General features: G+C 43.4%; 28 protein-coding genes. 19 read left to right on the top strand and 9 right to left on the bottom strand.

The genetic code is table 11. The annotated features are described in order from the left end of the window. The 3 genes from K2225_RS11405 to K2225_RS11395 are packed head-to-tail and all read left to right on the top strand — an operon-like array spanning position 1 to position 3,693. Positions 1-1,512 (top strand): spore germination protein, encoded by a 1,512-nt coding sequence (locus K2225_RS11405; RefSeq protein WP_220584840.1) that lies wholly within the window; start codon positions 1-3, stop codon positions 1,510-1,512. Further along, the gene (locus K2225_RS11400; protein WP_220584839.1) at positions 1,505-2,614 is read left to right on the top strand and encodes a GerAB/ArcD/ProY family transporter; all 1,110 of its coding nucleotides are present in this window, start codon (positions 1,505-1,507) and stop codon (positions 2,612-2,614) included. Before K2225_RS11405 ends, K2225_RS11400 begins: the two co-directional genes overlap by 8 nt. Then, positions 2,611-3,693, top strand: a complete 1,083-nt coding sequence (locus K2225_RS11395; protein ID WP_220584838.1) for a Ger(x)C family spore germination protein — start codon at positions 2,611-2,613, stop codon at positions 3,691-3,693. The genes K2225_RS11400 and K2225_RS11395 overlap by 4 nt, the downstream gene beginning before the upstream one ends. A gap of 75 nt (positions 3,694-3,768) precedes the next feature. On the opposite strand, the gene K2225_RS11390 is transcribed toward K2225_RS11395, so the two are convergent. From K2225_RS11390 to K2225_RS11375, 4 genes are all read right to left on the bottom strand, one after another. After that, positions 3,769-4,272, bottom strand: a complete 504-nt coding sequence (locus K2225_RS11390) for a hypothetical protein (protein WP_370632743.1) — start codon at positions 4,270-4,272, stop codon at positions 3,769-3,771. After that, positions 4,269-4,742, bottom strand: coding sequence for a hypothetical protein (locus K2225_RS11385; RefSeq protein WP_220584837.1), 474 nt, complete (start codon positions 4,740-4,742; stop codon positions 4,269-4,271). The genes K2225_RS11390 and K2225_RS11385 overlap by 4 nt, the downstream gene beginning before the upstream one ends. Before the next feature lie 171 nt (positions 4,743-4,913). After that, positions 4,914-5,942: a spore photoproduct lyase gene (gene splB / locus K2225_RS11380; protein WP_220584836.1), complete on the bottom strand. Its 1,029-nt coding sequence runs from the start codon at positions 5,940-5,942 to the stop codon at positions 4,914-4,916. Beyond that, on the bottom strand, positions 5,936-6,196 hold the full coding sequence (locus K2225_RS11375) for a transcriptional regulator SplA domain-containing protein (protein WP_146814537.1): 261 nt from the start codon (positions 6,194-6,196) through the stop codon (positions 5,936-5,938). The genes splB and K2225_RS11375 overlap by 7 nt, the downstream gene beginning before the upstream one ends. Before the next feature lie 168 nt (positions 6,197-6,364). On the opposite strand from K2225_RS11375, the gene K2225_RS11370 reads away from it, so the two are divergent. Continuing rightward, entirely contained in the window at positions 6,365-6,889 is a 525-nt protein-coding gene (locus K2225_RS11370) for a GNAT family N-acetyltransferase (protein WP_220584835.1), read from the top strand. A gap of 60 nt (positions 6,890-6,949) precedes the next feature. On the opposite strand, the gene K2225_RS11365 is transcribed toward K2225_RS11370, so the two are convergent. Then, positions 6,950-8,134 carry an MFS transporter gene (locus K2225_RS11365; RefSeq protein WP_220584834.1) on the bottom strand — a complete coding sequence of 395 codons (1,185 nt, stop codon included), beginning with the start codon at positions 8,132-8,134 and terminating at the stop codon, positions 6,950-6,952. A 640-nt stretch (positions 8,135-8,774) separates the two neighbouring features. Here K2225_RS11365 and noc point away from each other — a divergent pair. The 4 genes from noc to K2225_RS11345 all read left to right on the top strand — a co-directional run bounded on the left by noc (position 8,775) and on the right by K2225_RS11345 (position 12,172). Further along, positions 8,775-9,641, top strand: coding sequence for a nucleoid occlusion protein (noc, locus tag K2225_RS11360; RefSeq protein ID WP_220584833.1), 867 nt, complete (start codon positions 8,775-8,777; stop codon positions 9,639-9,641). A 116-nt stretch (positions 9,642-9,757) separates the two neighbouring features. Next, positions 9,758-10,531: a ParA family protein gene (locus tag K2225_RS11355; protein WP_220584832.1), complete on the top strand. Its 774-nt coding sequence runs from the start codon at positions 9,758-9,760 to the stop codon at positions 10,529-10,531. Next, the gene (locus K2225_RS11350) at positions 10,512-11,360 is read left to right on the top strand and encodes a ParB/RepB/Spo0J family partition protein (protein WP_220584831.1); all 849 of its coding nucleotides are present in this window, start codon (positions 10,512-10,514) and stop codon (positions 11,358-11,360) included. The genes K2225_RS11355 and K2225_RS11350 overlap by 20 nt, the downstream gene beginning before the upstream one ends. A gap of 107 nt (positions 11,361-11,467) precedes the next feature. Continuing rightward, positions 11,468-12,172, top strand: coding sequence for a DUF554 domain-containing protein (locus tag K2225_RS11345; RefSeq protein WP_220584830.1), 705 nt, complete (start codon positions 11,468-11,470; stop codon positions 12,170-12,172). Positions 12,173-12,175: 3 nt separating this feature from the next. Here K2225_RS11345 and yyaC read toward each other — a convergent pair whose 3' ends face one another. Further along, positions 12,176-12,802 carry a spore protease YyaC gene (gene yyaC, locus K2225_RS11340; protein ID WP_220584829.1) on the bottom strand — a complete coding sequence of 209 codons (627 nt, stop codon included), beginning with the start codon at positions 12,800-12,802 and terminating at the stop codon, positions 12,176-12,178. Between the two features lie 89 nt (positions 12,803-12,891). Between yyaC and K2225_RS11335 the strand changes: the two genes are divergently transcribed. From K2225_RS11335 to rpsR, 7 genes are all read left to right on the top strand, one after another. After that, positions 12,892-13,911 carry a YkvI family membrane protein gene (locus K2225_RS11335; RefSeq protein WP_146814555.1) on the top strand — a complete coding sequence of 340 codons (1,020 nt, stop codon included), beginning with the start codon at positions 12,892-12,894 and terminating at the stop codon, positions 13,909-13,911. 52 nt (positions 13,912-13,963) lie between these two features. Then, complete coding sequence (locus K2225_RS11330; RefSeq protein WP_370632742.1) at positions 13,964-14,911, top strand: mechanosensitive ion channel family protein; 948 nt, start codon at positions 13,964-13,966, stop codon at positions 14,909-14,911. Continuing rightward, positions 14,911-15,105: a DUF951 domain-containing protein gene (locus K2225_RS11325; RefSeq protein WP_146814557.1), complete on the top strand. Its 195-nt coding sequence runs from the start codon at positions 14,911-14,913 to the stop codon at positions 15,103-15,105. The genes K2225_RS11330 and K2225_RS11325 overlap by 1 nt, the downstream gene beginning before the upstream one ends. 353 nt (positions 15,106-15,458) lie before the next feature. After that, positions 15,459-16,556, top strand: a complete 1,098-nt coding sequence (ychF, locus tag K2225_RS11320) for a redox-regulated ATPase YchF (protein ID WP_220584828.1) — start codon at positions 15,459-15,461, stop codon at positions 16,554-16,556. 138 nt (positions 16,557-16,694) lie between these two features. Next, a complete protein-coding gene (rpsF, locus tag K2225_RS11315) occupies positions 16,695-16,988 on the top strand; it encodes a 30S ribosomal protein S6 (protein ID WP_089650708.1) in 294 nt (97 codons plus the stop codon). Positions 16,989-17,000: 12 nt separating this feature from the next. Beyond that, the gene (gene ssb / locus K2225_RS11310; protein WP_220584827.1) at positions 17,001-17,495 is read left to right on the top strand and encodes a single-stranded DNA-binding protein; all 495 of its coding nucleotides are present in this window, start codon (positions 17,001-17,003) and stop codon (positions 17,493-17,495) included. Positions 17,496-17,516: 21 nt separating this feature from the next. Next, positions 17,517-17,744 carry a 30S ribosomal protein S18 gene (gene rpsR, locus K2225_RS11305; protein WP_115822996.1) on the top strand — a complete coding sequence of 76 codons (228 nt, stop codon included), beginning with the start codon at positions 17,517-17,519 and terminating at the stop codon, positions 17,742-17,744. A gap of 132 nt (positions 17,745-17,876) precedes the next feature. Here the strand turns inward: rpsR and K2225_RS11300 are convergent, their stop codons facing one another. Then, a complete protein-coding gene (locus tag K2225_RS11300) occupies positions 17,877-18,314 on the bottom strand; it encodes an Rrf2 family transcriptional regulator (RefSeq protein WP_220584826.1) in 438 nt (145 codons plus the stop codon). 183 nt (positions 18,315-18,497) lie between these two features. Here K2225_RS11300 and hmpA point away from each other — a divergent pair, with 183 nt between their 5' ends. Then, positions 18,498-19,718 (top strand): NO-inducible flavohemoprotein, encoded by a 1,221-nt coding sequence (gene hmpA, locus K2225_RS11295; RefSeq protein ID WP_220584825.1) that lies wholly within the window; start codon positions 18,498-18,500, stop codon positions 19,716-19,718. Positions 19,719-19,793: 75 nt separating this feature from the next. Here the strand turns inward: hmpA and K2225_RS11290 are convergent, their stop codons facing one another. Continuing rightward, positions 19,794-20,414 carry a YczE/YyaS/YitT family protein gene (locus K2225_RS11290; RefSeq protein WP_255574470.1) on the bottom strand — a complete coding sequence of 207 codons (621 nt, stop codon included), beginning with the start codon at positions 20,412-20,414 and terminating at the stop codon, positions 19,794-19,796. A 133-nt stretch (positions 20,415-20,547) separates the two neighbouring features. Beyond that, entirely contained in the window at positions 20,548-22,221 is a 1,674-nt protein-coding gene (locus K2225_RS11285) for a peptide ABC transporter substrate-binding protein (RefSeq protein WP_370632750.1), read from the bottom strand. A gap of 271 nt (positions 22,222-22,492) precedes the next feature. Here K2225_RS11285 and K2225_RS11280 point away from each other — a divergent pair, with 271 nt between their 5' ends. The 3 genes from K2225_RS11280 to K2225_RS11270 all read left to right on the top strand — a co-directional run bounded on the left by K2225_RS11280 (position 22,493) and on the right by K2225_RS11270 (position 26,959). After that, positions 22,493-23,653 carry a pyridoxal-phosphate-dependent aminotransferase family protein gene (locus tag K2225_RS11280; protein WP_220584822.1) on the top strand — a complete coding sequence of 387 codons (1,161 nt, stop codon included), beginning with the start codon at positions 22,493-22,495 and terminating at the stop codon, positions 23,651-23,653. Positions 23,654-23,655: 2 nt separating this feature from the next. Beyond that, complete coding sequence (serA, locus tag K2225_RS11275; RefSeq protein ID WP_220584821.1) at positions 23,656-25,239, top strand: phosphoglycerate dehydrogenase; 1,584 nt, start codon at positions 23,656-23,658, stop codon at positions 25,237-25,239. 202 nt (positions 25,240-25,441) lie between these two features. Beyond that, a complete protein-coding gene (locus K2225_RS11270) occupies positions 25,442-26,959 on the top strand; it encodes an AbgT family transporter (protein ID WP_220584820.1) in 1,518 nt (505 codons plus the stop codon). Positions 26,960-26,989: the final 30 nt, after the last annotated feature.

Raw genomic sequence — 26,989 nt, 5'->3', positions numbered from 1 at the left:
ATGTGGAAATGGAAGCGGAAAGAAAAACAGCAGCAGCCACAACAACAGGAAAAAAAGAAGCAGAACGGCACTCTTTCTGAATTTATTCAAGCTATGCAAGAATCCGAGGATTTCGTCCACTACAATTTAAGTGGAAGTACAAGGTGCACCATATCGTATTTGAAAACCATGTGTGATTCACAAGTTTTAAATCGAAGTGTATTAAGTACGTTAAATCAAAAGTCCTTGCCTACCTTGCGCGACATGCAGGAAAGTATTCCAGTGGAAAACGTTCGGGTTACATCTAAGCTCGATCTCATAGAAGAAAAAGTCATGTATGGGTACATTATGATTCAATTGCACGAAAAGGATGAAGAAGTGGTGCTCGTCCCTGCCATTTCCTTGGAATCGAGAAACGTCAGCATACCTGAAGTGGAATTTAGTGTGGTAGGGCCGAAAGAGGCGTTCGTTGAGACAATGAATACGAACATCAACCTTATACGGAAACGCCTCCCTTTACCTCAGTTAACGATAAAAGAAATGAACGTTGGTAAGGTGACAAAAACACGAGTCGCCGTCATCTATATTGATGGAATTGTCAATCAGGACAATGTGGATACGGTTCAACAGAGATTGAAAGGAATAGAAGTTGATCAGTTGACGGACAGTTCATTTATCACTCAAATCATAGCTGATAATTCCAATTCGCCTTTCCCTCAATTGTTGGATACAGAGAGGCCCGATCGTGTCGTTTCCAACCTGGTTGAGGGGAAAGTAGCCATTCTCATTGATGGATCTCCTCATGCTCTTACATGTCCGACAACGGTCGTTGAATTTTTTGGTGCCTCGGATGATTATTTTCTTCCCTGGCACTTAGCGACTGCGTTTCGTTTGATTCGTTTATTTGCTGTCATCTTTTCTGTTTTAAGTACACCTTTATATGTAGCTGTCCTAACGTATCATCACGAAATGATTCCGGCAGCTCTAATGGCGACCATCGTGTCTTCCCGTTCGGATATTCCGTTTCCACCGATATTGGAAGTGATTGTTCTGGAATTGACGATTGAATTGTTACGAGAAGCTGGAGCCAGACTTCCGACGAAGATCGGTCAAACGATTGGTATCGTAGGAGGTATCGTTATTGGAACAGCAGCAGTAGACGCAGGACTTACGAGTAATGTGTTGTTGATTATCGTAGCTCTAAGTGCCCTTGCTTCCTTTACGACGCCTATTTATCAAATCGGTAATACGATCCGCTTAATTCGTTTTCCTTTCCTCATTGGCGCACAGCTCTGGGGTTTAATCGGAGTTTCCATGTGCATGGTTTATTTCATCGGCCATCTCATTAAATTGCAATCCATCGGTCGTCCTTTCTTCGAACCACTATATCCGCTTAGAATCAAAGATTTGAAAGATGCCTTTATTCGTCTGCCTTTCAATAAGCAGACGGAACGACCTGTTCTCATGAGGACGGAAGATCCTCAACGAATGAATCAATCACGTGTGAACGCAAAGAGGGATATTGATGAATAAGTTGAACAATACTCAGGGCTTGAATATACCTGAAAATTACTTGGTGACACCGGCCTATGTATTCTTTTTGATCCATAGTATGCAGGTAGGGGTCGGGATCCTAGGATTTGAAAAATATTTAGTCGAAAAAGCTGGTTTTGATGCATGGATTTCCGTGTTGATTGCTGGTGGGATTCTGCACATCATTCTCTGGATGATGTATCGTCTTCTCCAAAACGGTGGAGGAGATATTGTCCAGATTCATAATAGTATTTTCGGGAAGTACATAGGGGGGTTATTAAGCCTCCTATTTTGTGCTTATTATACTCTGCTTGCGTTTACAGTTATTATCACGTTCATAGAGGTCATCAAGGTTTGGGTGTTTCCAGGTCTTCAAGTCTGGGTGTTTGCTTTTGTACTTATATGGCTGGTGTACTACTTGGTGAGTGGCGGGTTCCGTGTGATCACAGGAATTTGTTTAATCAGTGTCATCATTGGATTGCCTATTTTACTGCTGAAATTCTTCCCTGTAGAGGCGGGGCATACCATGAATATTTATCCTATGATCAGTCACGATTTAACGGATATCCTAGGAGCTACAAAACAAAGCATTCTAAGCTTTATAGGTTTAGAATTTCTGCTGATCTATTACCCCTTTATCAAACAACCGGAAAAGTCTAAGAAATGGGCGCATTTCGGAATATTTTATACGACCATGCTTTATTTGATTAGTGTTCTTGTTACTTTTGTCTATTATAGTGAAGAACAATTGAAACAAGTGGTATGGGGAACGATTTCAGCATGGAAAATCGTTGAGTTTCCTTTTATTGAACGGTTTGAATTTGTAGGGATCGCTATGTGGCTTTATGTTATTCTCCCGAATATCTGCCTTGGGTTATGGGGAGCGACAAGAATCCCTAAACGTGTATTCAAGATTAAGCAGAAGTATGTGGTCATCACTTTCTGCATCGCCCTTTATTTCCCGGCGGTCCTTTTAGATGGGCGACCTGTGATTGATATGGTCAATAACTTATCCGGACAACTCGGGACGTATGTTTTAATGTATATTCCTGTTTTACTGGTGTTGAAGATGATTTCAGATAAAGTGAGGAAAAGGTCATGAAAATAAAAAAAACTTTTCTTATATTATTGTCTGTGCTGCTTTTAACGGGGTGTTTGCCAAGTAAAAGTGTGGAAGAAAACGCGATCGTCCAAATTGTCGGTTACGATGTAGGAGAGGACGAACGCATCCAAGGAACGGTATCCATTCCGCAATACGGGAAAAGTGAAGATAAGCAGGCCGCCTCTGAACTTTACTTAACGGTCGATGCCGATTCGACCAAAGATGTAGAAGTAGAGATACAAAAACAATCTTCAAAACCAATTTCCATCGGGAAGCTTGCCGTAACGTTATACAGCAAAGAACTGGCTGAAACCGACTTAGGGGATATTGTTGATGTACTCAGCCGGGACCCTCGCCTAAGTAGAAATATGTTTTTAGGGATTGTCGAAGGTTCTTCCAGAGAATTAATTGAGAGTGGATTCACCCAGGATGAAACGACCTCTAAACATTTGCAGGGACTTATAGAAAATAATACAAGACATAACTTTCCCTCTACAAGCCTGCATGATTTTTTGTATGCATACTATGCAGAAGGAATGGACCCATTCTTACCCATGCTTAAAAAGCGGGAATCATTTGTCGAACTTTCTGGTGTCGCATTTTTTAAAAAAGGGATGCTAGTCGCTGAGGTACCGGATACAAAGATCTTCACATTTAAAATGCTGAAGGAGAATTTCACAAGAGGGATGCAGGACCTCCCATTTGAGGGAGGGACAATCATGATGGATAATATCGGTTCAAAAGTCGATTACAATATATCAGGGCCAATGGACAATCCAACATTTGATATTAAAATTAGTTTAAAAGCCGAAGTGAATGAAATGGCAGGCGTTGATCGTAATGCTTCCCCTCAATTAGCAAAGGAAATGGAAGATAAATTCGTCGAATACTTCAACAAAGAAACGGCCGAACTCATTTCGTTATTCAAAGAGAAAGGGATTGACCCGTTGGGGATTGGTAATTTCACAAAGACGAGAAGAAAAGATTTTGATCTTACCAAGTGGCAGGGTCATTATGCTGATTTAGAAGTGAATGTAATAGTGGATGTGCAGATTACCGAGTACGGAATTTTCTCCTAGCACGAAAAGAGCAAATCAAAGAAGAAAGGTCATCCTATTCAAGGATGACCTTTTGCATTAAAGAAAGGGATGGATTCAGCTTTTTTTTAGGACACGATAGCGTGATTGAATGAGTTCAAAATAGAGAGCGGTAAACGTCTGGGTCGTTAAGAAGACAGCAAAGGAAAATGGGATTTTATAGCCGTTTTGGAACTCCACAATTCCCAGTTTTGTAAACGCCCACTGCATACTGACGCCGACGATGACCCATAGGAGGATATAGAAAATAAACGTCTTCTTATGGATGTTGAACATGTCATAAAAGTAAATGAAAAAATAACTGAATGGTGCGAAAATCAAGTAATAGCAGAAGTCGAATAACTCATAGTTATTCGTATCATTCAGCGTGAAAAAATCAATCAGACCTCCACCAATTGTAAAGTCAAAGAAAACGCCAATCGTAAATCCGAGCATCATTAAAAGCCATGTGATCTCCCGTTTGAATTTAAAGGGGAGCACAAAAAAGAAGGCATAGGCAATAGTCATGAGAATCAAGATGGAGATTTCATTTTTATCGAAGGTTTCCCAAAGGAAGTTCACGAGTGTTTCACCTCATTGTGCGTTGATTTCCGAATTAGTCTCCACACACCGATGCTTATAAAGTGGAGGAACACATAGTAAACGACATCAAAAACCAGGCTCCAATCTTTGTACGTGGAAACTTCGAGGACCCTGGACAAGATGGTGAGCAAAAGTAAGCAAAGGACAGAAGCGGCGATGACCAACCCTTTTTTCATAGTCGACGATGAAGCACTGTATATATTCAACTGAACCATTAGCAGGGTGGGGATGATTACACTTCGAAAAAATAAAAAACCAGCATAATTCGTAGGATCTTCTGTTATTTTTACATATTTTAACTCTTCATTAATGATCCATGTCCAGTTAATACTGATGACACTTGTGGTTAAGAAAATGAATGAATTCTCTATGATGGTTAGTCGCTTAGGTATGATGGTGAAAATGCTGACAATCAACCAGGCGCATACGAAAAACACGGTAAATGCCATACGAATCCTCCTTCTCATCTCCCTCTATTGTTTGTGGTCTGCTCTGAAAATATTCCAATGGAAAAACACACTCCCAAATTAAACAATGTTATGTGTATGGCATAGATCTTGAAACAGAGTTGAGCTATTCTCGGAAATGGAAAACTCAGAGCGGGGCTCTGAGTTGTAGTTTCACGTGAAATATTCAAGGCTTGCTTCAGGGAAGTATTGATTGATGTATCCACCAAGGACACTCTTCATTTCTTCTTGTTCATCCTTTTGATAGACGTACTTACCAATCCCGTATTTCCCCCACTTGTATTTACGTTTTTCTTCATCCATTTCGAGCTTTGTCATTGGATAGTTCTTTTGTATGACACGCTTGGCGGGTTTTGTGAAGCGGTGCTGAATCAATTCAAAGGTTAAATCCTTTGTCGCATAGTCCGGCAATTTGTCCTGAAGTTTCTCAAAAAGAATACGGTACCCTTCTTTCCAATCCTCATACAAATAGATCGGTGCAATGATGAATCCAAGCGGATATCCAGCTTTTGCTACTTTAGCGGCCGCCTCAATGCGTTCGTCTAAACGTGATGTGCCTGGTTCTAAGTATTTAATCACATAATCAGCATTCATGCTGAAGCGAAACCTTGTCCGTCCATTGTGTTTAGCATCAAGCAGATGGTCGACATGGGCGAACTTTGTTACAAAACGAAGTCTACCATGCTCAGATTCTCCAAAGTATTCAATGGCCCGCTTCAACGAGTGTGTCAAGTGATCGACACCAACGATATCCGAAGTACAGGACGCTTCAAAGCGGGTCTCCTCCGGGGCACGCTCCTTCATGTATTGTTCAGCCGCATCAAAGACTTCATCGACATTCACATACGTACGGATGTATGGTTTGCTCCCCATTGTCGTTTGCAAGTAACAGTAGTGGCAATGCCCCATGCATCCTGTAGCGAGGGGAATGGCATATTCAGCCGAAGGTTTCGATGTATCAAATTTGAGCGTTTTTCTGACACCTACGACAAGTGTAGATTTTGCCATCCGGTATTTTTGAAAATCATTTTCGCCTGGTAAATTACGGACTTGGTTGTGTGAGGTGGTTTCTCGGATTTCAATTCCCAAACCTTCAAATTTTTCCTTTAATTCACGGCCCAACGGGTATTCAAGAGCTCTTGGCTCGATATAGACAAGTTCTGGCATGAAAGGTTTTACCACAGTTCACCCTCCGATTCTACTCCTCCACCAAAGGCATCATAATACGCTCGTTCCGCTTCTCCTTCGGATGCATATATGGCGATGTTTTCATCCAGCGGAAAATAAGTTTCATACAAAAATAAGGCCAATTCTCCTGGTTGTTCAGGATTGTTAACAACAGCAGCTTCTTGCACATTGGCAACATCATACGTGTGAGGATTCCTATAAATCACGTACACGATATCTCCTGCTTTGTAGTTTTGTTGTAGATCCATCCAATCACCTGCTTCTCATATTTTGGTTTCCACCTGGCAGTCCTACCTTTTATCTAATCGTGCTCATTTTTCCACAAATGTCGACTTTTATTACGATTTTGCCTGTAAAAAAGGATTATTCCGTATGGAACTAGAAATAAATTCAATATCATAGGAGGAGGGTGGATCATGGAACTACATACAGAAAGACTTTGTTTGAAACCGTACACACTTGATTTAGCCGGTCGAGTAGTCGAATTAGCAGGAGATGAAGCAGTGGCAGCGACTACTTTCGTTCCACACCCTTATACGCTTGAAATGGCCCAAAATTGGATTGCTCTTCATAAGGAATGGATAGATAAAGGGACGGCTTACCCTTTGGCGATGATCCTAAAGGAGTCCAAAGAGCTTGTCGGTACCATGACGTTAAGGGTGGATGAAAAACACTATAAAGGAGAGCTCGCTTACTGGGTTGGTAAACCCTATTGGAACCAGGGGTATGCAACGGAAGCTGCTATTCGGATCGTGGAGTACGGATTCAATGAATTGCAATTGAACCGTATATGGTCGGCGGCCATCACTTCCAATCCAGGATCGACGAAAGTTATGCAAAAAGCCGGTCTGAGCTATGAGGGCACGTTAAAACAGGACATCTATCATCGGGGAGAATATAAAGATCTTGATGTTTATGGAAGGATTAAAAATGAGGATTAGGTTTCACGTGAAACAAAGCCCGCCCGATACCATCGGACGGGCTTCTTCATTTTTGGAAAGTTATGTCGCAGCTTGTCGAATAGGAATCAATGTTCCTATCAATGCGATTCCAGCACAAACAAGGAACATAGGCATAAATCCTAGAGGCGCAATGCCACTGACCGTCGTAAAAATCACCAGGTCAAACAAAGAATCCAAGATGGAAAGCAAAGAAATGGTCGTTGCTCTCACATGCGAAGGAATAATATCATTGGCTAGCTGGGAATAAACCGGATAGCGAATCGCACTCACAAGCTTCAAAAGGATGATCGCTAAGAGTACCATCCAAAGATGCGTGTGCAAAAGCGCAGCCGCTGCAAGGGAAAGCACAGCAAGGAGACCAGTGATGAACAGAAGCTGGACTCGTTTCACACGCTTCGTCATCCAACCAATCGATCGTGCCGCTACAAAACCGATCAGAGCAGTCACTGCATAGACAATTCCGATACCGTAAACCGGCATTCCCGCATCCACCATCAATACTTGATCAAATTTTTCAAAAATAGCGACGGCTGGAATGAAAACAAGGGAAATGTTCATAAACATCCATAGCACTTCGGGTGCTTTGCGGATGGCTTGATATCCTTCCACCACTTGTTTCACCACGGGCGTCCGTACCCCACCTTGATTTTCAGGGTTCTTAATGAACAAAAGAAAGATCAATTGTATGAACATGAAGAAAACACCCAGCATGAGTAGAAGTCGGAATTGGTTTTCATTCAGATCTTTTGCTAAGAGAGCCCCTATGATCACTACGAAAATGGAGATGATAAAACGAGCCGAACCAATCTGCCCCATCGCCCTGTCCATGAGATTCTCTTCATTACTTTCTTTTAATGATTCATAAATAAGCGCTTCATCGGCACCACTGAAAAAAGTAGCGGCGAACCCCGTAAGAAAGCTGCTAGCGAAAAACACCCATGGATCGAAGGCGAAAATTAAAAGGGCGTGGGCAAGGATGCTTAGTATAGAGCCGGTTAGAAAAGCTTGCTTGGCACCAAACCGGTCCGCAATGACACCTGTAGGAATTTCACCAAAAAGTACGCCAATACTGAAAAAGGTCATGACGAGAAGAATCATCGTTTCATCAAGTCCTCTCGCAAAATAAAACAGCGTCAGGACAGGCTGGATAAAACGGAAATTCCCAAAGATTTCTGCCCAAAATAATAGTCGAATGTTATAAAAAGCTAACGTATCTCTTCTCAAAGTGTTTCCTCCTGCATTATAAAATCCGATGCAAGCAGGAGATCAAGCATAGGTGAAAATTAAGAAGCTCTCCCCCCTACTGATTGAGTGAAACGTTCTGTGGAATTTTTTTGCATATTGATATCCTCCTAAAATTTAGTCCAATCTATATATTATTCATTCCTCCCCTATATTCCTTCTTAACTTCATACGTAATAGCTCTCGATTTTAGAAGACTCAGTTCCGAGATTTTTGTGTGAGGTGGTAGGTGTGAAAGCAGGTTATTCCCCCGACCCGAATGCACTTACCAAAAAGTTTCGAAATCGAGTCTCGACAATTCTTCCATTTAGTGAAGAAGTTTTGGCATGGAGAAAATCTATCGACTTGATTTGTCAGGAAAAGTCATAAATCATAGTCGGCCAAATGGCGGAAGAACACGTTTCTTATGAGGGGAATGTGAGTTTTCGACAAAGCTGACGATCAATTCTTCAATCTTGAAGATACTTTTCATAGATTAAATGTGATAAAATGAATAAAGAAATGAAAAACGGCATACGTACGCGCAGCAGCTGAGTAGCCTGCGGCGCTTTTTATGTTTCAAAATATAGGGTATATACAATAAAACAGCGTATGCTCGATCGTATAAAGGTGGTGTCTGATCGTGTTACATCCTTTTGGTCGTTTGTTCGGGCTAGGGGACAAACCGGATTCGGATAATGAGAGCAATGAAGAAGAAGGCTACAACCCCGATGAGGTTGTACAAGTTCCAGTCGAACGCGTGCAGCCCAACCGTTACCAACCTCGAGCGATTTTCAACAACGAGAAGATTAGCGAACTCGCCCAGACGATACATACGCATGGGATGATTCAGCCGATCGTTCTCCGTCGGTTAAATGAAGAAGAGTATGAGTTGATTGCCGGTGAACGTAGATGGCGTGCCGTCCAGTCTCTGGGCTGGGAAACGGTCCCTGCGATTATCCGCGAGATGAATGATTCACAAACGGCATCTGTCGCTCTTATTGAAAACTTGCAGCGGGAAGAGTTGACCGTTATTGAAGAAGCTGTCGCCTATGCGAAGCTCTTAGAACTGCATCAGATTACGCAGGAAGCCTTGGCGCAACGGCTGGGTAAAAGTCAATCGACCATTGCGAATAAACTGCGTCTTTTGAAATTACCTGAGTCTGTCCAGCAAGCTGTGATGGACAAGAAAATTACCGAACGGCATGCACGGGCTCTTATTGCTTTGAAAGATGAGGAACAACAGGAAAAGATTTTGGCAGAAATCATTGAAAAACAGTTGAACGTGAAGCAGACGGAAGAGCGAATTGCTAAGATCAATGACCCGGCACCTAAGAAAAAGAAACCGAAGATGAAAGGCGTTAACAAGGATATGCGTATTGCGATGAATACGATTCGCCAATCCTTGACAATGGTGACGGATACAGGAATCGACTTAGAAACGGACGAAGAAGATCATGATGATTATTATCAGATCACAATTAAGATTCCAAAAGGGAAGAAGAAATAATAGCCTGAACGACCCATCTTGACGTATGTGGAGATGGGGCTTTTTTTAAGTCATTTTACCTAATGCTTTCAATAAAATGGTAGAATGATAAAAAAGACAGTGAGGCAGGTGACATCATGGGGAAAGTGATTTCAATCGCCAATCAAAAAGGCGGGGTCGGGAAAACTACGACCGCCGTCAATTTAAGTGCATGTCTTGCGCATTTGAATTATAAAGTTCTTTTGGTGGATATTGATCCTCAGGGGAATGCAACCAGTGGCATTGGTGTAGAAAAAGGAGATATGGATCGGTGTGTCTATGATGTACTCGTGGATGATGTAAAAGCGGAGGATGTTAAGACGAGTACAATTGTAAGTAACCTTGACGCCATCCCGGCAACCATTCAATTGGCTGGTGCGGAAATAGAGTTGGTTCCAATTATTTCCCGGGAAGTAAAGTTGAAAAAAGCACTGGATGAAATCAAAAGTGATTATGATTATATAATTATCGACTGCCCCCCTTCTCTCGGACTTTTAACCTTGAATGCTTTGACTGCCTCTGATTCCGTTTTAATTCCTGTCCAATGTGAATACTATGCCCTGGAAGGCTTGAGCCAGCTTCTTAATACGGTACGGCTCGTCCAGAAGCATATGAACCATGATCTAATGATCGAAGGTGTACTTATGACAATGCTTGATGCACGTACAAACCTGGGCATCCAAGTGATCGAGGAAGTGAAGAAATACTTTCGGGATCGTGTTTATCGATCAATTATCCCCCGGAATGTCCGTCTAAGCGAAGCGCCAAGTCATGGTAGACCAGCGATTCTTTATGATGCCAAATCACGTGGAGCCGAAGTATATTTAGATTTAGCAAAGGAAGTGATTGTGAATGGCGAAAGGGTTAGGTAGCAAAGGCCATGAGGCTTTAGGCGCTTTTTTCAACAACCAGACTTCGACAGAAGAAATTCAACACGTAGCGATTAAAGACTGTCGTCCAAACCCTTATCAACCCCGCAAACAGTTTGAGCAAGAAGCTTTGGAAGAGTTAAGTCAATCCATTGCAGAACATGGCATCTTGCAACCTTTGATTGTAAGGAAGAGCATTAAAGGTTATGAGATTGTTGTTGGGGAGCGTCGTTTTCGTGCAGCCCAGAAAGCCGGACTCACTCATGTACCTGCTATTGCCAGGGAAATGACGGATGAACAAATGATGGAGATTGCTTTACTGGAGAATTTACAGAGAGAAGACCTTTCCCCGATTGAAGAGGCAAAGTCCTATGAGAAACTGATTGAAGACCTCGGTGTCACCCAGGACGACCTTTCCAAACGCTTAGGAAAAAGCCGCTCTCACATTGCCAACCTTATCCGTCTCTTAGCTCTGCCCAAAGCTGTGACAGATAAAATCAATGAAGGAACACTGTCTATGGGACATGGACGTGCCTTATTAGGTGTGAAAGATCAAGATCTACAGTTGGAATTGGTGAGAAAAATTGAAGCAGAATCCCTGAATGTTCGTCAGGTGGAACGGTTGATTCACGAGATGACGAACCGTCCTTCAAAAAAGAAAGATAAAAAACCTCGGGATATTTTCCTGCAGGAACGTGAGAAGAATTTGAAAGAACGCCTGGGTACAAGCGTGAAAATCCATAAAGGAAAACGTAAAGGGAAAATTGAAATTGAGTTTTCGAATAATGAAGATTTAGAACGGATCATTGATTTATTTGCCGATAAAGATTGAAAGCTGGAGATTTATAAAATCTCTGGTTCTTTCTTTTTTTTTGAAGCAATTCCTCTTTGCTCCACGTGGAGAAATCAAGAAAAAGAAAAGGTAATGGAGAGAATGCGATGGTTTTGTTTGGAGCGTTAGTTAACGGTTTGTGTATATTCGTTGGTACATTGTTAGGGCTTTTTTTTACTAAAATTCCGGAGCGGTTCAAAGAAACGGTCATGAGCGGTGTTGGGCTTGTCGTCCTTTTGATTGGTTTGCAGATGGCGTTGGAAACGGAAAACATCGTCATTGTCCTGCTCAGTCTGCTTTCCGGTGCGATCATCGGTGAGGCGATCCACTTGGAAGACAAGCTTGAATACATCGGTCGCTGGATTGAAAGGAAATTCACAAAACCCAACCAGACTTCCAGTGTTGCTCAAGGCTTTATTACCGCTTCGCTTATTTTTGTTATCGGTGCTCTCGCTGTCATCGGAGCGTTAGACAGTGGGCTTCGTAATGACCATGAAGTCCTGATCACAAAAGCGATCATTGATGGTTTTGTTTCACTGGTGCTGACCTCCACCTTGGGCATAGGTGTCATTTTTTCCATTATTCCCGTTGTTCTGTATGAAGGATCCATTGCCCTTTTAGCGACACAAATCAATAACTGGGTCCCTCAACATATGCTCGACCTATTTATTATTGAGATGACCGCAACAGGTGGCTTGATGATTGTAGCTATCGGACTGAATTTATTGAAATTAACCAAAATCCGTGTTGCAAATTTACTCCCAGCTTTACTTACGGTAGGTGTCATTTTAACAATCGCCGAGTGGTTTTAAGCCTTACTGAATGCTTTTTTTAAAGTTTGTAGAAGTGGTCGTAAAGGAGCGGAACGGCTTCGTTTCCATATGAACCTGCTTCCTTTTCGCCTCGGTTAATTGAATGGCTGCCGCTACTTTTGCTGCCATCTGCATCACGACATGCAGTCTGGTATTCTGCAACACCACATGCTCCATAAATCCACTGACATTGACCATTCCGCTAATGTGTAGTTGACCTACAGGCGGAAGGTCTTTTTTTAATGCGGAGCCCGGGCTTAAAGAACCTTTCCCAAGCACGACAGATCCGACTGAGGACGATTTTCCAAGGCAGGCATCTATCGCAAGAATATAAGGATTTGGGTGGTTTTTTCTGATTTCAGCTAGTCGTTCCTTCAGGTTCAATGCATGCAAAGGTTTCTCAAGTGTTCCATATATATGGAACGTTTCTAGCGCATGGTCATGAAGCATCGAACCAACCAAAGGCCCGAAGGAATCTCCCGTTGATCTGTCCGTCCCGATACAGGCGATTACAATATCTTTGGAAGGTGGAAGCCATTCTTGCAAGTAAGTGCTCAGTAGATCGCTCATGGTTGGATCATCGGTGTTTACACGTTTCTCTTCTTTTGAAAACTTGTCCTTGAAATTCATAGCTTCTCCTCCAGACACATAGTAGTAACAGTATATAAGGTTGTCCGCGGTTCTATACGTGACAAATACATAGATGTGGAGGAACGGTCATGTTAAAAGCAGGGTTCAAGTGGATGTTCTTAATCATAGGTACGATGATCGGGGCCGGATATGCTTCTGGAAGAGAACTTTGGCAGTTTTTTGGACATGATAGCAGCTTGGCGATTCTTTTGTTCTCTCTCATGTTCATTATTTCTTGTAAAGTCATACTTGATATCAGCTACAAAAAACAGACCGGGCACTATTTACCTGTTCTCCGGGCAGTTGTGGGGAAACATCTGACCGGTGTCTATGATTGGATGATCATCATTTACCTTTTTACAACGACCGTAATCATGCTGGCAGGGAGCGGCGCAACATGGCAGGCATTCAACTTTTCCTATCGAATTGGTGTCCTGGCCATTGTCATTCCTCTCATTCTTTTGTTCGTTTGGGATGTGAAAGGGATTGTCATCGTGAACAGCTTTGTTCTTCCACTGCTCATATCGGGACTTCTATTCGTTTTGATTCTGTTTATCCGGGATCAGGAGCTTTCTCTCTTTGGACACGTCCATGAAATGAGCAACTGGATGTCTGCTTTTCCATTTACCGCATTGAACATCCTTCCACTGATTGCTGTTCTCGGGGCTATCGGTAACCAGGTTAGAAACAGAGGGGAAATCTGGATTGCGAGTATCGGCAGTGGGGTTATTCTTGGGGCGGTTTCTTACCTTTACAACAACAGTCTGATCCAAATTTCGGAAGACATCATTTTGTATGAAATCCCCCTTTTCGCGATTTTAAAACATTATCCGTATGAAATGATGCTCTTCATGTCCCTCATGCTTTGGATCGCGATCTTTACGACAGCTGCGTCGGGAACGCTCGGGCTTGTCACGAGATTCAGAGAATATGTGAGGCAGCCTCTTTGGATTCTGGCAATGGCTGTGATCGCTGTGATGCTTCCATTTACCTCATTCGGATTCTCGACGCTCATTGAATATTTGTATCCGTTATACGGAATTCTGAACTTGTATGTTTTAGTTTCTCTTCTTTTATACCCGATTCTTTCCCGATTCAAAATTCGCTAGAAACCTGTTAAAATAGATGTCATATTCATAGACGGAAACAGGAGGGAAAGTAGTGGCCGATGCTACAAAAGTGGTAGATGAAGCAAAAACGGTCGTTGATGAAGCAAAAACAAAATGGGACGAGGTTGTTGATTATATAACCGGTCCGGAGTTATGGTTCCAAGTAGCTCTTGGTGGAATAAGGATCTTTCTCATTTTGCTGGTCTCCTTCTTAGTCATTCGTATTGGAAGAAGACTCATCACCCAGTTTTTTGCTAACAAAAGGCGTGGGCCTTTTCGAATTACTGAACGAAGAGAAGCGACGCTCAACAAGCTTGTTTTGAACACGATGTCTTATGTTGTGTACTTTATGGCCTTCATCATGATTCTTGAAACGTTCAACTTTGAAGTCGGCGCTTTATTAGCCGGGGCTGGTGTGGCTGGTCTTGCCATTGGTTTCGGGGCGCAGAACCTAGTCCGTGACATCATTTCCGGCTTCTTCATCATTTTTGAAGATCAGTTTTCTGTCGGAGATTATATTCAAACCTCGGGTGTGGAAGGCTTTGTAGAGGAAGTCGGTCTCCGAACGACGAAAGTAAAAGCATGGACGGGTGAGGTCCATATTCTTCCTAACGGGAATGTCACGCAGGTGACCAACTTTTCCATGCATAACAGCATAGCGGTTGTCGATGTAAGTATTGCGTATGAGGAAGACATTGAAGCCGCTGAAAAAGTGATTCAGGAGTTGTTGAAAGAACTGCCGGAACGTTATGAATCAATGCTGAACGTTCCTGAACTGCTTGGCGTTCAAACACTTGGAGCATCTGATGTCGTCATGCGGATTATTTGCGAAGTAAATCCGATGGAGCACTGGGCTATGGCCAGGGTCCTCCGTAAAGAAGTGAAGAATAGACTTGATGCTGAAGGAATTGAGATTCCATTCCCTCGTATGGTGATGTATTCACGTGATGAAGAACCGAATGAACCGATGGATCACGAAGAAAAAGGAGGAGTTTCCTGATGGCTGATAAATCCTATGACTTGAACGATATCGTTCAGATGAAAAAACCTCATCCCTGCGGGGAGAACCGATGGAAAATCATCCGTATGGGTGCAGACATCCGAATAAAATGTGAGGGGTGCGGCCACAGTGTGCTCGTCCCTCGCAAGAAATTCGAAACGAAGATGAAAAAGGTTTTGGAAACAAGTGAATAATTTCATCCCCTTCTGTAACTCAGAGGGGGATTTTCTTATGCGAATTTTATGTGAATTTATGAACAGAAAGCCTGGTACATGTAACCGGCTTGCCGGTGCCAGGCACCTGATTTTCATTATTAGTACCTGGCACCCAGCCTGGATGAAAAAATATTCGCAAACACAAAGGAAAAGATCGTTCTCCTTCTCTTTCTCACTAGATATTGAATTTGTTACTGTAGAAAAAGGAGTTTTTTAGGAGAATCAACCGAAGCTTTCCCGTTTTTGCATAGGTTGTTATTTTCAAGTACAGAATCTATAATTAAATGGACTAACATGCATGTATGTAAATCCTTAAGGAGTGAAAGTCTCATATGGCACTAACAGCAGGAATCGTAGGTTTACCGAACGTAGGGAAATCTACGTTATTTAACGCAATTACACAAGCAGGTGCTTTGTCTGCCAACTATCCGTTCGCCACAATTGATCCGAACGTCGGGATCGTGGAAGTTCCGGATAGTCGTCTGGAGAAGTTGACTGAGCTTGTGAACCCTAAGAAAACTGTACCCACAGCTTTTGAATTCACGGATATTGCAGGAATCGTCAAGGGCGCGAGTAAAGGAGAAGGACTAGGAAACCAATTCTTGTCTCATATTCGCCAGGTCGATGCGATTTGTCACGTGGTACGAGCATTTGAAGATGAAAATATCACCCACGTATCCGGTCAGGTTGATCCGATTACGGATATTGAAACCATCAACTTGGAGTTGATCTTGGCGGACCTTGAAACTGTTTCGAAGCGCATGGATCGTGTCGCTAAAATGGCGCGACAAAAGGATAAAGAAGCAGTGGCCGAGTATGCCGTGCTGGAAAAACTGAAAGACGCATTGGAGGAGGAAACCCCTGCCCGTGCCGTTGAATTCAGCAGCGATCAAGAGAAGATCGTCAAAGGCCTTCATTTATTGACTTCAAAGCCCATCCTCTATGTGGCGAACGTAAGTGAAGATGAAATCGGTGAAGCAGATAACGATCGAGTAAAACAAATTCGCGAATTTGCAGCAAAGGAAAACGCAGAGGTTATTGTGGTTTGTGCTAAAATCGAATCTGAAATCGCTGAACTTGATAACGAAGAAAAAGAAGAGTTCCTTGATGATCTCGGGATTGAAGAATCCGGTCTTGACCAATTGATCAAAGCCACTTACAACTTGCTTGGGCTTGCCACGTACTTTACAGCTGGTGAGCAGGAAGTCCGTGCGTGGACATTTAAAGAAGGTATGACCGCTCCACAGGCAGCCGGTATCATTCACACAGACTTCGAACGTGGATTCATCCGTGCGGAGACGGTCTCTTACGAGGATCTTGTTGATGCAGGATCCATGGCGGTTGCCCGCGATCGTGGTCGTGTGCGTTTAGAAGGTAAAGAGTATTTAGTGAAAGATGGCGACGTTATCCATTTCCGTTTCAACGTATAAGCGAGGATCCTTCCGTTAAAAGGTTGTAAATCTTGGACAACTTTGATACAATACTAAATTGTGAGTAATTCAATGAAGATTACTCCTTGCTCCTTTGATAGAAAAGGAGCCGTCAAGTCCATAAGGAGGTGAAAACGGATGAGTAGAAAATACGAAATCATGTATATCATCCGCCCAGATATCGAGGAGGAAGCGAAAACATCTGTCAAAGATCGTTTCAGCAAAATCCTAACAGATAACGGAGCGGAGATCGAAGAAGTTAAAGAAGTTGGCAAGCGTCGTCTTGCTTACGAAATTAACGACTACCGTGATGGGATCTATGTAACAGTTGATTTCACAGGTACACGTGATGCAATCAACGAATTCGACCGTCAAGCGAAGTTCACGGATGATATTATCCGCCACATCGCTGTACGCGAAGATGACAAATAAGGAGTGCTTCTGATGTTAAATCGTGTCGTATTAGCCGGCAGATTGACGAAGGATCCTGATTTACGCTATACGCCAAACGGAGTAGCTGTCGCCAACTTTACAATTGCCGTGAACCGTCCTTTTTCCAACAACTCAGGAGATCGCGATGCCGATTTCATCAACTGTGTCGTTTGGAGAAGAGCGGCTGAGAACTTAGCTAACTTTATGAGTAAAGGTAGCCTAGTTGGAGTCGACGGACGCTTGCAGACCCGCAGCTTCGATAACCAAGAAGGTAAACGTGTATTTGTAACAGAAGTTGTTGCAGATAGTGTGCAGTTCCTAGAGTCCAAAGGTGCTTCCCAAGGAGGAGGAAACCGTGGAGGTTCAGGATACCAACCAAATCAGAATCAACAACCATCAGGAAACAACTTCGGTTCTAATAACAACAATAATAATCAACGAAATGACGACCCATTCGCAGATAATGGGGAGCCAATCGATATATCAGATGATGATCTACCATTCTAAATAGAAAGGAGTGAATGCTACATGGCACGTCGTGGACGCGGAAAACGTAAAAAGGTGTGTTTCTTCACAGCTAACGGAATTACACACATCGACTTTAAAGATGTGGATTTGCTAAAACGTTTCGTCTCTGACCGTGGAAAAATTCTTCCTCGTCGAGTAACTGGAACGTCTGCAAAATATCAGCGTAAATTGACGAAAGCGATCAAACGCGCTCGTACAATGGCCCTACTTCCTTACACTACGGAGTAAGAGTAGCGTCGCAAACCCCTTGATAGCTCTAATGAGCCATCAAGGGGTTTTTATTATTAAAGAATAGGGAGCTCATACGCAATAATAAAAAACACGGCTGTTACTTCCAACAAGGAAATACAGCCGTGTTTTTTATTTCAAGCCCATTAATTCTCTCAGCTCTTGTTTGTTCGTCAGCAGGTCTTCGAGCGTGTATTTATCTAATACGTTCAGAAAGGCGCGCAGGGCTTCGTGAAGGACGCCTTTCAGCTGACATGCCGGGGTGATGACACAATAGTTAGTCGCGCAGTCAAAGCATTCGAGCAAGTGGAAGTCGTCTTCCATGGCACGGACCACACTACCTATGTTAATGTCTGCTGGTTCTTTCGCTAGACGAATGCCTCCAGAACGTCCCCGGAGGGTTACAATCAGCTCCAGTTTGTTTAACTCGTGAATGATCTTCCCTAAATGATTTTCGGAGATGTGAAAAACTTCGGAGATCTCCTTCTTATTCGCAAGCTCACCTTCTCGTTTCGATGCGGTGAAAATCAGGACCCTCAAAGCGTAATCAGTGTATTTCTTGAGACGCATCTAGTTTAACCCTCATTCTTGTTTTTTTCTTATCTTATCATAAACCGTTATCACTGTCTTAATAGGGAAATGTTTTGATTTTTGCCACAAAAAGATGTATTTTGAATATTGCTTTTACGAGGCTGGGCTCCCTATAATAAAGATGTATATAAAATACATCAATTGGTGAAAGGGGTTTTACGTATGTCTACAAAGGCGACTGAAATTCTCGATCAACAGACTTTAAAGACGATTAAAGCAACCGTTCCTGTCTTAGCAGAATATGGAGAAGCGATTACGACTCACTTTTATAAGCGGATGTTTGAAGATCACCCCGAATTGAAAAATATCTTCAATCAGACACACCAGAGGGCGGGAGATCAGCCAAAAGCACTTGCGAATACCGTTTACGCTGCAGCACAATACATTGATCAACTGGAAGTTATTTTGCCACGTGTTAAGCAAATTGCAGAAAAGCACCGAAGTTTAAATGTGAAACCTGAACATTACCCAATTGTAGGAGAATACTTATTAAAAGCCATTAAAGAGGTACTTGGGAGCGCGGCTACCGAAGACATTATTGAAGCATGGGGAAAAGCCTATGGAGTCATTGCGGATGCCTTTATTGGGGTGGAGAAAGCGTTGTACCAGGAAGCAGAACAGCAAAAAGGTGGCTGGACCGGGTATCGGTTATTTGATGTCGTCGATAAGGTGAAAGAGAGTGAAGAAATCACTTCTTTCTACCTTGAACCGAAGGACGGGAAAGCTCTACCTGTTTTCAAACCTGGGCAGTATTTAACTATAAAGGCAGAAATCCCAGGAGAAACCTACACGCATCTTAGACAGTACAGTCTTTCTGACGCCCCAGGGAATTCCTACTACAGAATTAGTGTAAAAAAAGAAAGAGGAAGTTTGAGTCATCCTGATGGCGTGGTTTCTTCCTGGCTGCATGATCACGTGAATCCTGGTGATTCTATTCCTGTCAGTGCCCCGGCAGGCGACTTTTATTTGGATGATCATAAAGAGCGCCCACTGGTTCTAATTAGTGGAGGAGTAGGACTCACTCCTCTGATGAGCATGTGGAAGTATGCAGAGAGGGCGCAGAAGGATCGGCTGGTTCATTTCATCCATGCAGCTAGGAACGGACGTGTGCATGCGTTCAAAGAGGAAATGAAAGAAGCGGAGCTGGGAACAGTCCATCTCATTTACGAAAAGCCTGATGAAGAAGATAAATCGAAAGGGCTGCACAAGTCAGAAGGCTATATGACGATTGATTGGCTGAAGTCTATTGCTTCCGAAGACGCAGAATTTTATTTTTGCGGACCAGAAGGGTTCATGAAAGCTGTTTATGGCATGCTGAATCGTTGGGGAATACCTGAAGATCGTATTCATTATGAATTTTTTGGCCCCCAAGGAGAGTTATAAAAAAGAGGCGGAATCAAATGGTGATTCCGCCTCTTTCTTTGTCTAGATAAATCCCAAGTTCTTGAACCTTTGTTTTTATGAACAAGAAGGAGCAACGGGCTGCAGGCGTTGATCGAATTTGTTAATTTGACCCATGAAGACTTGAATGACTGGTCCACTGAACAGAGTGATCAGTACAGTGCCTATGCCAATCGCCCCGCTGAAGAGGAAGGCGAGAATGACAAGGAGAATGCTGATGAGCGCCCTCGAAATGGAAACGTTCCAGCCTGTTAACTTACTGACAACAAGCATCATCCGGTCGAATGGGTTCGGGGCGAAATCGGCTTGAAGGTTAAGCGCAATACCGAAGCCTGCAATAACCATACCAGCAACAAGACAGATCATCTGCGACCAGAATACATTCGGGTGGATGGTGTCCCGAATGGTGAAGACCCAAAAATCGATGCCTATTCCCGTTAAAAGAGATGTCGCTAAAGCAAGGATCTCTGGCCGCCTTTTTTCAGCAATGGCATTAAATACGATCATACTGAAACCGACGACAATCTCCCAGCTTCCGATTGTCAATCCGAAAGTCCGGTGCAGCCCGACGAGAAGAGCATCAAATGGGGAGGTTCCTAGCGCAGACTGAATCGTCAAGGCGATGCCAAGCGTCATAATGAAAATGCCTACCGTATAATACATCGCCCTCATATACATGCGCTTCACGTCTATCCACCCCTTCCTTTTTTTTCATACCTTAAGAGACTATATCGTGAATAGATGGGAAATTTCAAGACTAAGAATGTAAAAAAACGGCAGGGAAAATTCCCTGCCGTTTGTTAAGATCTTTTTACTCTTCTACGTAAGCCCACTTGAATTCAAATTCTGGACCTGTTGCTGTTGTGAAGACACCTTTGATTGAAGGGCGGAAAAGTTGAGCTTTTGCATCCTGATAAATTGGTGCTACCGCTTGATCTTCTTCTAGAAGCAGTTTTTCAGCTTCCAAGAATGTTTCAAAACGTTTTTCAGGCTCTTGAGCATACTCGCCGTTTGCCTTTTCGATCAACGCGTCATATTCTTCACTGGAATAGCCCATGTTGTTGTTCTGACCATCTGTAAGATACATGTTCAAGTAAGTGTTCGGATCCACATAGTCTGGTCCCCATGTAGCAGCTTCCATCTCGAATTCGCCTTCGTTGTCACGACGAACACGTTCTTTGAATGGTACTTCCATCAATTTGATCGTTACACCTTCAAGGTTTTCTTCCAGTTGGTTCTTGTAGTAAGCAAGGACGTCTTTGGAAGTTCCTGTATCGTCACCAAGCAGTTCGATTTCAACAGAATCGGTACCTAGAGCTTCCAGGCCTTTCTGCCAATGTTCTTTTGCTTTTTCCACGTTATATTCTACCAACGGACCTTGAGCTTCACGGAAGTCTTGGTCACTGTTCGGCATAGAAACAAAGTTGGATGGTACATAGCCTTCTGCCGGCACAGAACCATCGTTCAAAATAACGTCAACGAGTGACTGACGGTCAATCGCATAAGAGATCGCTTTACGAATGTCTACATTCGCTAGAGCTTCATTATTTTCCTGGTTGAACTTAAAGAAATATAAGTATGGTTTTTCAGCAACATTGAAAGCGTCGCTCGTGCGGTACTGGTCGACGAATTCAGCGTTCAATTCAGTCTGATCAATTTCACCAGTGTCATAAAGGTTGACTCCTGTAGAAACTTCTTTAATTACTTTCGCGTTGATTGTCTCTAGTTGAACGGTTTCTGCATCCCAATAAGTATCGTTCTTTTCAACGGTCCAGCCTTCGCCGTGATTCCACTCTGTCATTTGGAATGGTCCGTTAGAAATTGTGTATTCAGCTTCTGTAGCGAACTTGTCCCCCTGCTCTTCAACATATGCCTGGTTCAAAGGCATGAACGTAATGAACACGGTCATGGACTTGAAGTATGGAACAGGCTTTTCAAGTTCTACGACAAGGGTCTTATCATCTTCTGCAGTAGCCCCAAGATCTTCAAGTTCTGCTTCGCCATCACTGATTGCTTGGGCATTTTTAATGATGCCTCCAAGGAAGTAAGGGCCGTACTCAGAGCCAACCTCCGGGTCTACAGCTCTTCTCCATGCATATACGAAGTCGTGTGCTGTGACAGGGTCACCGTTGGACCATTCCGCATCACGTAATTTAAATGTCCATGTCAGGCCATCTTCACTCACTTCGGAGCTTTCTGCCATTCCATCTACAAGCTGGCTATTCTCATCCAGGCGGTAGAGCCCTTCATAAGTTTCCCCAGCCCACTGGAAACCGACCGAATCGGTGATTAAAGATGGATCCATGCTAGGGATCTCACTTTTCGCTGTTACTGTAATTTCTTGATTTCCGGAAGCTTCTCCCTCGTCTGACTGTTCAGTTGTTTCTTCAGATGTTTCATCCGTGTTTTCTTCACCTGTGTCTGTTGATGTTTCGCTGTCTCCCCCGCTACAAGCGGCAAGGAACAGTGCAAACATCAGTGCCATTAACACCAATAGATGTTTTCTCAAAGTGAATTCCCCCTATTTTTAATTTTCTAAAAATAATTACTTTTTGAATTATACAGATAAAAAAGAAAAAAATCAAAGTCCTTTATTCGATAAAAATAAGAAAAAAATGTCGTCAAACAGAATATTCTAATTTAATTGACAATGGTTCTTTCTTTGATAGGATTAGAGAATATCATTGCTTTTCTAAAGCATAAAAGGATCTATGGAGAAAAGTGATTCACTGAATATAGAGGAGGTTGAAAGCAGTATGAAACGTGAATGGGACTTGTTGCACACCCCTGGCCCAACTCCGATTCCACCGAGTGTAGAACGGAGCATGAATCAGCCGATGATCGGCCACCGTGGTGGAAAAGCCAAAGAATTGATTCATGCTATTGCTCCTAAACTGAAGACGGTGTTCGGTACATCGGGGGAGGTGCTTGTCGTTACAGGGAGTGGTACGTCTTCTTTGGAGGCATCTGTTGTAAACACAACCAAGCCTGGAGATAAAGTGATCGTCGTGGTCGCCGGGGCATTCGGAGATCGTTTTGCCCAGATTTGTGAGACGTATGAATTAGATGTGGTACGCATTGAGATTCCATGGGGAAAGGCAGTCGAGGTATCCCAAGTGGAAGAAACGCTTCATGAACATCCAGACACGAAAGCTGTATTCCTAACACACTGTGAAACATCGACAGGGGTCATGCACCCCGTGGAAAAGGTCGCCGAAAGTGTAAAGAACAAGAGTTCAGCACTCGTCATCGTTGATGGGGTTTCTTCTATTGGAGGAGCCGAAGTGAAGATGGATCAGTCTGGAATCGATATCCTAATTTCAGGTTCGCAAAAAGCGATGATGCTTCCTGCGGGGCTTGCTTTTTTGGCGGTCAGTGAACGTGCCTGGTCTGTTATTGATGAAAACCTTCGACCTCGGTTTTACTTAGATTTACGGAAATACCGTCAACAACTCGAAGGAGGACAGACCCCTTTCACTCCTGCTCTTTCCCTTCTCTTCGGTCTCCAACAGGTCCTTGAATTATTGGAAGAGGAAGGCTTGGATCGGGTTTTTGAACGTCACCAAACAATGAAAGAAATGACGAGGGGCGCTTGCCGCGCTTTGAATCTTCCTCTTTTGGTCTCAGATGAGGATGCTTCATCGACTGTAACGTCGATTCGCCCGGAAACTTTTGAGGCAGAACAACTTAGAAAAGTGGCGAATGAAGAGTTCGGACTCATTTTAGCCGGTGGACAGAAGCATATGAAAGGTGAAATTTTCAGGATCGGACACATGGGGTACTCCCGTCCTGCCAATGTTCTTCAATATATAGGAATTCTTGAGATCGTCCTGAAACGTTTAGGCCATGAATTCGAACCGGGAGCAGGTGTCGCAGCTGCACAAACCGCTTATTTGGAACGTACAAGGGAGGAATAGAAATGCATCGTGTATTGATTAGTGATCCACTGAGTGAAGATGGAATCAGGCCTCTATTGGAGGCGGAAGATATCGAAACTGTCATGAGTCCGAACCTATCTCATGCACAGTTATTGGAAGAAATCGGATCGGCAGAAGCGCTCATCGTAAGAAGCCAGACGCAAGTGACAAGAGAAGTCATTGAACACGCTCCTCACTTGAAGATCATCGGCCGTGCAGGAGTAGGAGTCGATAACATTGATCTCGATGCAGCAACGGAACACGGCGTCATCGTCGTGAATGCTCCAGATGGGAATACGATCTCGACAGCTGAACACACGATGGCGATGCTGATGTCGTTAGCTCGAAATATTCCACAAGCTTATCATCAGCTCCAACAGAAGCGCTGGGAACGTAAAAAGTTCGTTGGCGTGGAATTGAAGGATAAGGTGCTCGGCATTGTCGGGTTTGGGCGGATTGGTCGTGAAGTTGCCCAGCGTGCCAAAGGTCATCGTATGAAAGTGATCGCCTTTGATCCTTTTTTGAATGAAGAAAAGGCAGAAAAAGCCGGCGTCACTCATGGGACTTTAGAGGAAGTTCTTAAGCAAGCGGACTTTCTGACTGTTCACACCCCACTAATTGAAAAGACGAAGCATCTGATTAACGAAGAGGCCATTGCCATGATGAAGACGGGGGCACGTATATTGAATTGTGCCCGTGGAGGAATTGTCGAAGAAAATGCTTTATATGAAGCCATTCAATCAGGGAAGATCGCTGGGGCTGCGCTTGATGTTTTTGAAGAAGAGCCTGCCACGGAGCATCCGTTGTTATCCTTACCGGAAGTGATTGCCACCCCTCACCTTGGTGCAAGTACAATTGAAGCCCAGGAAAATGTTGCGACAGACGTCAGCTTTGATGTGCTGGAATTATTGCGCGGAGGAACAGTGAAAAACCCGGTCAACCTGCCTTCTGTGTCCTCAGAAATGATGGAGAAGCTCTCTCCATACTTTAAGCTCTCTGAACGTTTGGGCGCTTTTCTATCAAAAGTGGTAGACGGTACGCTTGAACGTGTGAATGTTTACTATAGTGGCGATTTACTTGAAGTTGATACCATGCCACTTACGCGGATCGCCGTCAAAGGGATCTTGAAACGTCATATCGGCGAACGTGTGAATGATGTCAATGCCTTCAAGACAGCTTCTGATAAAGGGATTACAGTAAATGAGCAGAAGTCGACCCAAACGAAAGGATTTACAAACTTGATTACCGTAGAAATCGAGACCGATCAAGAAAAGCGCAGCGTCGCCGGTACGTTGCTGAATGGTTTGGGTGCACGTATAGTGCAGTTTGATCAATATTCCATCGACGTTGTTCCAGAAGGTCATCTTGTTGTCATCCGCCATACTGACCAGCCAGGAGCGATCGGCCGCGTGGGAAGCCTACTAGCCGAACATGAAATCAATATCGCAACCATGCAGGTTGGACGTACGAACGAAGGTGGAGAAGCTGTCATGGTGCTGACGGTAGATAAACCAGTGGATGGGGGCTGCGACGATAAGCTTGCACAAATTGCAGACATCAAACAAGTGCAGTGTTTAACGATTTGATGGTATCCAAATTCAGTAGCTAAAGAGACAAGAAATATTGTTGCAGAAAAAGACAAACCTTGCTGGGTTTGTCTTTTTCTTATGGTAAAACGATTTCATTTTATAGTTTTGTAAAACATGGTACAAAAGCTTTGACTTTGAGAATTTCTCTTGGTAAATTTAATTCCGACTAAATTCATAGACTTTATGAGGAGGGTATAAAATGAAGGAAAACAGAGCGGAGATTTCATCTGGTCGTAGGTTTTTATTCCGTATCTTAGATGGCATCGAATGGCTGGGGAACAAGCTTCCATCACCATTGTTGCTGTTTGCTATATTAGCATTCATTGTAGTTATTATTTCTGGAATCTTTGCTGGTGTATCTGTCACGAATCCGACGACAGGGGAAGCCGTAGGAGTGAAGAACCTTTTTAGTTTGAGTGGACTGGATTATATATTTAACAGCGCGGTCGATAACTTTATCGGCTTTCCGCCGCTTGGAGCTGTCCTTGTGACCATGCTTGGTATTGGCCTTGCTGAACAGACAGGTTTAATTAATGCTTCATTGAAGGGGATTGTGTTTTCCTTTCCTCAGAAATTATTGACGGCCGCTTTAGTTTTTGCCGGAGTCATGTCCAGTGTGGCGGTCAATGCAGGCTACGTGGTACTTCCACCACTTGGAGCTGTCCTTTTCTTAGGGCTTGGGCGACACCCACTTGCCGGACTTGCTGCGGCCTTTGCGGGTGTATCTGGTGGATTTGGGGCCAATTTAGCTCTCACAAGTACTGATGCTATTCTTCAGGAGTTGACGGCTGAAGCGACTCGTACGATCGACCCTGCTTATGCAGAAACGATTACAGTCACGATGAACTACTTTTTTGCTGCCGTATCTGTCGTTCTAATCACGTTGATTGGTACACTCGTTACTGAAAAAATCGTAGAACCCAGACTGGGTAAGTATGAAGGCGAAGAGGAAGGAGAAATCGATGAACTGACTTCTCTTGAGAAAAAAGGGATGCGTTATGCTGGCATCGGCTTTCTTATCACGTTCGCTGTCATGGCTTACTTGTCTTTTGGACCATTGCGTGGAGACGGTGCCTATATTGAATCACCATTCTTCAGTGCATTGGTATTTGTTATTTTCCTATTATTCCTAGTCCCAGGATTGATTTATGGAATTGTTACAAATAAGATTTCCAATGATAAAGACCTTACGAAACTGCTTGGAAAAACGATGGCAAGCATGAGTGGCTATATCGCTCTCGCCTTTACGGCAGGTCAGTTTATCGCGTACTTCCGTGAAACGAATTTAGGGACGGTCATCGCTTTTCGCGGGGCAGACTTTTTGAACTCTACAGGGTTTGATGGAATCGGGCTCATCTTAACGTTTATTGGACTAACGATGGTCGTCAATTTCTTTATTGGAAGTTCTTCAGCCAAATGGACGATATTGGCCCCTGTATTTGTCCCTATCATGATGAACCTCGGTTATTCTCCGGAGTTTACAACATTACTATATCGAATCGCAGACTCAGTGACGAACATGGTTACACCGCTGCTTTTATACTTCCCAGTGATCATCGCGTTCGCTCAGCGCTATGATAAGAAACTTGGAATTGGAACACTCATTTCTATGATGATTCCTTATTCCGTTGCCTTCTTGCTAGGCTGGTTGCTTCTGTTGCTTGTTTGGGTCCTTCTGGGAATCCCTGTAGGACCAGGGGCGCCTATTCAATACTAATCAAAAAGCTCAACGTCGGTGTGACGTTGA

The sequence above is a fragment of the Halobacillus sp. Nhm2S1 genome (assembly GCF_019599545.1).
Lineage (GTDB): Bacteria > Bacillota > Bacilli > Bacillales > Halobacillaceae > Halobacillus.
Note: the sequence above shows the minus strand (reverse complement) of the source record. Positions and strands in the feature narration are given on the sequence as shown.

What these genes read in the sequence shown, in the direction of transcription:
- K2225_RS11405 (WP_220584840.1), top strand. Translation starts at nt 1, where the DNA reads ATGTGGAAATGGAAGCGGAAAGAAAAACAGCAGCAGCCACAACAACAG.
- K2225_RS11400 (WP_220584839.1), top strand. Translation starts at nt 1,505, where the DNA reads ATGAATAAGTTGAACAATACTCAGGGCTTGAATATACCTGAAAATTAC.
- K2225_RS11395 (WP_220584838.1), top strand. Translation starts at nt 2,611, where the DNA reads ATGAAAATAAAAAAAACTTTTCTTATATTATTGTCTGTGCTGCTTTTA.
- K2225_RS11385 (WP_220584837.1), bottom strand. Translation starts at nt 4,742, where the DNA reads ATGGCATTTACCGTGTTTTTCGTATGCGCCTGGTTGATTGTCAGCATT.
- K2225_RS11375 (WP_146814537.1), bottom strand. Translation starts at nt 6,196, where the DNA reads ATGGATCTACAACAAAACTACAAAGCAGGAGATATCGTGTACGTGATT.
- K2225_RS11370 (WP_220584835.1), top strand. Translation starts at nt 6,365, where the DNA reads ATGGAACTACATACAGAAAGACTTTGTTTGAAACCGTACACACTTGAT.
- K2225_RS11355 (WP_220584832.1), top strand. Translation starts at nt 9,758, where the DNA reads ATGGGGAAAGTGATTTCAATCGCCAATCAAAAAGGCGGGGTCGGGAAA.
- K2225_RS11350 (WP_220584831.1), top strand. Translation starts at nt 10,512, where the DNA reads ATGGCGAAAGGGTTAGGTAGCAAAGGCCATGAGGCTTTAGGCGCTTTT.
- K2225_RS11345 (WP_220584830.1), top strand. Translation starts at nt 11,468, where the DNA reads ATGGTTTTGTTTGGAGCGTTAGTTAACGGTTTGTGTATATTCGTTGGT.
- yyaC (WP_220584829.1), bottom strand. Translation starts at nt 12,802, where the DNA reads ATGAATTTCAAGGACAAGTTTTCAAAAGAAGAGAAACGTGTAAACACC.
- K2225_RS11335 (WP_146814555.1), top strand. Translation starts at nt 12,892, where the DNA reads ATGTTAAAAGCAGGGTTCAAGTGGATGTTCTTAATCATAGGTACGATG.
- K2225_RS11325 (WP_146814557.1), top strand. Translation starts at nt 14,911, where the DNA reads ATGGCTGATAAATCCTATGACTTGAACGATATCGTTCAGATGAAAAAA.
- ychF (WP_220584828.1), top strand. Translation starts at nt 15,459, where the DNA reads ATGGCACTAACAGCAGGAATCGTAGGTTTACCGAACGTAGGGAAATCT.
- rpsF (WP_089650708.1), top strand. Translation starts at nt 16,695, where the DNA reads ATGAGTAGAAAATACGAAATCATGTATATCATCCGCCCAGATATCGAG.
- ssb (WP_220584827.1), top strand. Translation starts at nt 17,001, where the DNA reads ATGTTAAATCGTGTCGTATTAGCCGGCAGATTGACGAAGGATCCTGAT.
- rpsR (WP_115822996.1), top strand. Translation starts at nt 17,517, where the DNA reads ATGGCACGTCGTGGACGCGGAAAACGTAAAAAGGTGTGTTTCTTCACA.
- K2225_RS11300 (WP_220584826.1), bottom strand. Translation starts at nt 18,314, where the DNA reads ATGCGTCTCAAGAAATACACTGATTACGCTTTGAGGGTCCTGATTTTC.
- hmpA (WP_220584825.1), top strand. Translation starts at nt 18,498, where the DNA reads ATGTCTACAAAGGCGACTGAAATTCTCGATCAACAGACTTTAAAGACG.
- K2225_RS11290 (WP_255574470.1), bottom strand. Translation starts at nt 20,414, where the DNA reads ATGTATATGAGGGCGATGTATTATACGGTAGGCATTTTCATTATGACG.
- K2225_RS11285 (WP_370632750.1), bottom strand. Translation starts at nt 22,221, where the DNA reads ATGGCACTGATGTTTGCACTGTTCCTTGCCGCTTGTAGCGGGGGAGAC.
- K2225_RS11280 (WP_220584822.1), top strand. Translation starts at nt 22,493, where the DNA reads ATGAAACGTGAATGGGACTTGTTGCACACCCCTGGCCCAACTCCGATT.
- serA (WP_220584821.1), top strand. Translation starts at nt 23,656, where the DNA reads ATGCATCGTGTATTGATTAGTGATCCACTGAGTGAAGATGGAATCAGG.
- K2225_RS11270 (WP_220584820.1), top strand. Translation starts at nt 25,442, where the DNA reads ATGAAGGAAAACAGAGCGGAGATTTCATCTGGTCGTAGGTTTTTATTC.